This is a genomic window from Xenophilus sp. (assembly GCF_044462705.1).
GTDB lineage: Bacteria > Pseudomonadota > Gammaproteobacteria > Burkholderiales > Burkholderiaceae_C > Xenophilus > Xenophilus azovorans.
In genome coordinates, this window is sequence record NZ_JBIQNC010000037.1 from 24,110 (window position 1) to 29,165 (window position 5,056).

6 protein-coding genes and 1 tRNA gene are annotated in these 5,056 nt (G+C 64.7%); all 7 read left to right on the top strand.

Features of this window, described 5'->3' with window-relative positions:
- The first annotated feature begins 28 nt into the window (after nucleotides 1-28).
- The 7 genes from petA to ACIY1X_RS08575 all read left to right on the top strand — a co-directional run bounded on the left by petA (nucleotide 29) and on the right by ACIY1X_RS08575 (nucleotide 5,020).
- On the top strand, nucleotides 29-649 hold the full coding sequence (gene petA / locus ACIY1X_RS08545) for a ubiquinol-cytochrome c reductase iron-sulfur subunit (RefSeq protein WP_399679806.1): 621 nt from the start codon (nucleotides 29-31) through the stop codon (nucleotides 647-649).
- A 13-nt stretch (nucleotides 650-662) separates the two neighbouring features.
- Nucleotides 663-2,066 (top strand): cytochrome b N-terminal domain-containing protein, encoded by a 1,404-nt coding sequence (locus ACIY1X_RS08550; RefSeq protein WP_038209589.1) that lies wholly within the window; start codon nucleotides 663-665, stop codon nucleotides 2,064-2,066.
- A gap of 17 nt (nucleotides 2,067-2,083) precedes the next feature.
- Nucleotides 2,084-2,839 (top strand): cytochrome c1, encoded by a 756-nt coding sequence (locus ACIY1X_RS08555; RefSeq protein ID WP_399679808.1) that lies wholly within the window; start codon nucleotides 2,084-2,086, stop codon nucleotides 2,837-2,839.
- Between the two features lie 105 nt (nucleotides 2,840-2,944).
- Nucleotides 2,945-3,556 (top strand): glutathione S-transferase N-terminal domain-containing protein, encoded by a 612-nt coding sequence (locus ACIY1X_RS08560; RefSeq protein WP_399679810.1) that lies wholly within the window; start codon nucleotides 2,945-2,947, stop codon nucleotides 3,554-3,556.
- A gap of 34 nt (nucleotides 3,557-3,590) precedes the next feature.
- Nucleotides 3,591-4,088: a ClpXP protease specificity-enhancing factor gene (locus ACIY1X_RS08565; RefSeq protein ID WP_399679811.1), complete on the top strand. Its 498-nt coding sequence runs from the start codon at nucleotides 3,591-3,593 to the stop codon at nucleotides 4,086-4,088.
- A 31-nt stretch (nucleotides 4,089-4,119) separates the two neighbouring features.
- Nucleotides 4,120-4,195: transfer RNA gene (locus ACIY1X_RS08570), tRNA-Thr, on the top strand.
- 612 nt (nucleotides 4,196-4,807) lie between these two features.
- Nucleotides 4,808-5,020, top strand: coding sequence for a helix-turn-helix domain-containing protein (locus ACIY1X_RS08575; RefSeq protein WP_399679814.1), 213 nt, complete (start codon nucleotides 4,808-4,810; stop codon nucleotides 5,018-5,020).
- Nucleotides 5,021-5,056: the final 36 nt, after the last annotated feature.

Below are 5,056 nucleotides of genomic sequence, written 5' to 3' on the forward strand. Positions count from 1 at the left end.
CCCGCGTAGATCGAGTAGAGGAACCCCCATGAGTGACGTCCCGGTCGACCCGCAACGGATCGATTCCAGCAAGCGAACTTGGTTGATCGCATCCGGCTGTGCCGGTGCCGTGGGTGGCGTCGCCACGGCCGTGCCCTTCGTGAGCACCTTCCAGCCTTCCGAGAAGGCCAAGGCGGCCGGTGCGCCGGTCGAAGTGGACATCGGCGCGCTGCAGGTCGGCGAGAAGATCACCGTCGAATGGCGCGGCAAGCCGGTCTGGATCCTCAAGCGCTCGCCGGAGCAGGTCGCCGAGCTGCCCAAGCTCGATCCGCAGCTGGCCGACCCCCAGTCGCAGCGCAACCCCACCGAGTTCACGCCCAAGTACGCGCAGAACGAGAACCGCTCGATCAAGCCCGAGGTGCTGGTGGTCGTCGGCATCTGCACCCACCTGGGCTGCTCGCCGATCGACAAGTTCCAGTCCGGCGCGCAGCCTTCGCTGCCCGACGACTGGAAGGGCGGCTTCCTGTGCCCCTGCCACGGCTCCACCTTCGATCTGGCCGGCCGCGTGTTCAAGAACAAGCCCGCGCCCGACAACCTGCCCGTGCCGCCGCACAAGTACCTCTCGGACACGCGCCTCCTGATCGGCGACGACGGGACCGGCGCAGCCTGAGGGGAGCGAGCACATGGCTGAATTCAAGGAAATCTCCCCCAACGCCTCGGCGGGCGCCAAGCTGGGCAACTGGCTGAACAACCGCTTCCCGACGATGTTCGACGCCTACCGCGTCCACATGTCGGAGTACTACGCGCCGAAGAACTTCAACTTCTGGTACATCTTCGGCTCGCTGGCCCTGCTGGTGCTGGTGATCCAGATCGTCACCGGCATCTTCCTGGTGATGCACTACAAGCCCGACGCGAGCCTGGCCTTCGCCTCGGTCGAGTACATCATGCGCGACGTGCCGTGGGGCTGGCTGATCCGCTACATGCACTCCACCGGCGCCTCGGCGTTCTTCGTGGTGGTGTACCTGCACATGTTCCGCGGCCTGCTGTACGGCTCCTACCGCAAGCCGCGCGAGCTGGTCTGGATCTTCGGCTGCGCGATCTTCCTGTGCCTGATGGCCGAGGCCTTCATGGGCTACCTGCTGCCCTGGGGCCAGATGTCCTACTGGGGCGCGCAGGTGATCGTGAACCTGTTCTCCGCCATCCCCTTCGTCGGCCCCGACCTGGCGCTCTTGATCCGCGGCGACTACGTGGTGAGCGACGCCACGCTGAACCGCTTCTTCAGCTTCCACGTCATCGCCGTGCCGCTGGTGCTGCTGGGCCTGGTGGTGGCGCACCTGCTGGCGCTGCACGACGTGGGCTCCAACAACCCCGACGGCGTCGAGATCAAGGCGACCAAGGACGCCAACGGCAAGCCGCTGGACGGCATCCCGTTCCACCCCTACTACACGGTGCACGATGCGCTGGCCGTGGTGCTGTTCCTGATCGTGTTCTCGGCGGTGATCTTCTTCGCGCCCGAGATGGGCGGCTACTTCCTGGAGTACAACAACTTCATCCCGGCCGACCCGCTGAAGACACCCAACCACATCGCGCCGGTGTGGTACTTCACGCCCTTCTATTCGATGCTGCGCGCCATCACCAGCGAGATGATGTATGCGCTGATCGCCTGCGTGGTGGCCGGCGCCGTGTTCGGCGTCTGGAAGACGCGCCTGGCCGGCCTCGTCAAGGGCATCATCGTCATCGCCGCGGTGGTGGTCTGCGCGCTGATGCTCTCGATCGACGCCAAGTTCTGGGGCGTGGTCGTGATGGGCGGCGCCGTGATCATCCTGTTCTTCCTGCCCTGGCTGGACACCAGCCCGGTCAAGTCGATCCGCTACCGTCCGGGCTGGCACAAGTACCTCTACGGCCTGTTCGTGATCAACTTCGTCGTGCTGGCCTACCTGGGCGTGCAGCCGCCGTCGCCGATCGGCGAGCGCGTGTCGCAGGTCGGGACGCTGTTCTACTTCGGCTTCTTCCTGCTGATGCCCTGGTGGAGCCGACTGGGCGAGTTCAAACCGGTCCCCGAGCGCGTGACCTACGCAGCGCACTGATCCGGAGACCCACCACAATGAAGAAACTGATCCTCACGTTGATCGCGGCGCTGGGCATGGTCGCCGGCGCGCAGGCTGCCGAGGGCGGCATCGCCTGGGACAAGGCGCCGGTGCGCACCAATGACCTGGCTTCGCTGCAGAACGGCGCCAAACTGTTCGTCAACTACTGCCTGAACTGCCATTCGGCCGCCTTCATGCGGTACAACCGCCTGACCGACATCGGCCTCACGGAACAGCAGATCAAGGACAACCTGCTGTTCTCCACCGAGAAGGTCGGCGAGACGATGAAGGCGAACATCGACCCGAAGCAGGCCAAGGAATGGTTCGGCGCCAACCCGCCCGACCTGACGCTGGCGGCGCGCGCGCTCGCCGGCCACGGCGGCACGGGTGCCGACTACCTCTACACCTACCTGCGCACTTTCTACCGCGACGAAAGCAAAGCCACCGGCTGGAACAACCTGGCCTTCCCGAGCGTGGGCATGCCCAACGTGCTGTGGGAGCTGCAGGGCGAGCGCCGGCCGGTCTACAGCAAGGTCGAGCAGCACGGTCACGAGACCGATGTCATCAGCGGCTGGGAGCAGGTCAAGCCCGGCACCCTGACGCCGCTGCAGTTCGATCAGGCCGTCGGCGATCTGGTGAACTACATGCAATGGATGGCCGAGCCGGCCCAGAACACCCGCGTGCGCGTGGGCGTCTGGGTGCTGCTGTTCCTGGTGATGAGCCTGGTCTTCGTCTGGCGCCTCAATGCCGCGTACTGGAAGGACGTGAAGTAGCAAGAAGCGCCGGGTGTGCACGCCTGCCTCGCGTGGCGTGCGCGTCTCTCGTAGGAGTGGGCTGCCTGGCGGTCCACTCTTTTTGATTTTTAGGAGCCTTTCGCCATGATGGTGCTGTATTCCGGAACCACCTGCCCTTTCTCCCACCGTTGCCGCTTCGTGCTGTTCGAGAAGGGCATGGATTTCGAGATCCGCGACGTCGATCTCTACAACAAGCCCGAAGACATTTCGATCATGAACCCGTACGGGCAGGTGCCGATCCTCGTCGAGCGCGACCTGATCCTGTACGAGTCGAACATCATCAACGAGTACATCGACGAGCGCTTCCCGCATCCGCAGCTGATGCCGGGCGACCCGGTGGACCGCGCGCGCGTGCGCCTGTTCCTGCTGAACTTCGAGAAGGAACTGTTCGTCCACGTGTCGACGCTGGAGAACCGCAGCACCAAGGGCAACGAGAAGGCGCTGGAGAAGGCCCGCTCGCACATCCGCGACCGCCTGACGCAGCTGGCCCCGGTGTTCCTGAAGAACAAGTACATGCTGGGCGAGAACTTCTCGATGCTCGACGTGGCCATCGCGCCGCTGCTGTGGCGCCTGGACTACTATGGCATCGACCTGAGCAAGAACGCGGCGCCGCTCCTGAAGTACGCCGAACGCATCTTCTCGCGCCCCGCCTACATCGAGGCCCTCACGCCGTCCGAGAAGGTGATGCGCAAGTAAGCTCCGCTGCGTCGTCGCGGCATCCGCCTCCATCATGATCAACGCTCTCGAAACGTCCTCGCTGCGGCCCTACCTGATCCGGGCGCTGTACGAATGGTGCACGGACAACGGCTTCACCCCCTACGTCGCCGTGCAGGTCGACGAATCGGTCCAGGTGCCGCGCGAGTACGTCAAGAACGGCGAGATCGTGCTGAACATCAGCTACGACGCGACCAGCGCCCTGAAGCTGGGCAACGAGTTCATCGAGTTCAAGGCCCGCTTCGCCGGCACCGCGCGGGACATCATCGTGCCCGTCGGACGGGTGGTGGCGATCTACGCGCGCGAGAACGGGCAGGGCATGGCCTTCCCGACCGCCGTGGCGGCACCGGCCGAGCCCGGCCGGCCGGCGGAGGCGGAGTCGCGGGTGATGCACCTGGTGGCCGAGGACGAGGCCGTCTCGGAGCCTGAGGCCGCGCCCGCCGACGGGGACGAGGAGCCGCCGCGCCCGCCGACCGGCGGCGCGCCGCGGCCGGCGCTCAAGCGCGTCAAATGAGGTGAGGGCCGGCCGGTAGAATTCGCCGCGCGCCGCTTTAGCTCAGTTGGTAGAGCACCCGCCTTGTAAGCGGTAGGTCGTCAGTTCGATTCCGACAAGCGGCACCATTTCAAAGCCCGGTAACGTCCAACGACGTCCGGGCTTTTTCTTTCTTCCCTCTGTAATCCCGGTTTGAGCATCCAAAATCGTCCAAGAAAGTATGCCTCAATCCGGGGGCATATGGGGGCACATATGGGGGCACGGGCTTGAAAAATGGGGGCATATCCTTGGCTCTCGACTGATGCTGAGCAATGTCGGTTTTGTCAGGTATTCCCCAACGATCAGCGCGTCGTCGATCAGCTGCGTCTTTTCCTGGGTAAGCAAGCGCCGGGCGGTGTACGAGCGCTGCGGCCGCTCCCCTGGGGCAAATGAGACCTCTTTCGGCCATCGAGACCGTGTTCGTCCCGCGCCACCACGATTGTGATCGAGGACCCGCACGTCGATAAGCATTAGCGTCTGCGCAAGCAACTCTGGTGAGGTGCTCATCGGCATGCGAAGGCTCCGCCTCGACGCTCGGGTGGCAATGGCTCAACAGAACCGCACGCAGCCGCCCCATGCCTCAGAACGTGTTCAAAGTCTCCAGCCGAGCTATGAGAAGCTACGGGGTGTCAGGCGCCATGAAAAACTGCCCCCCTGGCGCCATCGAGAACTGACCCCCTTCACTGTGAAGGAGGTCATTGATGGAAGAGGTGATCGAGCAAGCTCTGTCGGTCGAAACGGGCCGAAGGGGCGAGACGATGCTGGCGCCGCAGGAGGTGCACAAGATGCTGGCGCTGCAGGCGCTAGGCTGGGGCGCCAAGCGCATCAGCCGGGAGTTGGGGTGCAGCCGCAACACGGTGCACGAGTACCTGCGCCGCGGCGGCTGGCGGCCAACTGGTCAGCCGCCGCTATGAGCGCGGCTCGATGCTGGTGACCAGCAACCGCTCGGT

Bases quoted from the DNA above. Each gene is read 5' to 3' on its own strand.
- petA (WP_399679806.1), top strand. From the start codon at position 29: ATGAGTGACGTCCCGGTCGACCCGCAACGGATCGATTCCAGCAAGCGA.
- ACIY1X_RS08550 (WP_038209589.1), top strand. From the start codon at position 663: ATGGCTGAATTCAAGGAAATCTCCCCCAACGCCTCGGCGGGCGCCAAG.
- ACIY1X_RS08555 (WP_399679808.1), top strand. From the start codon at position 2,084: ATGAAGAAACTGATCCTCACGTTGATCGCGGCGCTGGGCATGGTCGCC.
- ACIY1X_RS08560 (WP_399679810.1), top strand. From the start codon at position 2,945: ATGATGGTGCTGTATTCCGGAACCACCTGCCCTTTCTCCCACCGTTGC.
- ACIY1X_RS08565 (WP_399679811.1), top strand. From the start codon at position 3,591: ATGATCAACGCTCTCGAAACGTCCTCGCTGCGGCCCTACCTGATCCGG.
- ACIY1X_RS08575 (WP_399679814.1), top strand. From the start codon at position 4,808: ATGGAAGAGGTGATCGAGCAAGCTCTGTCGGTCGAAACGGGCCGAAGG.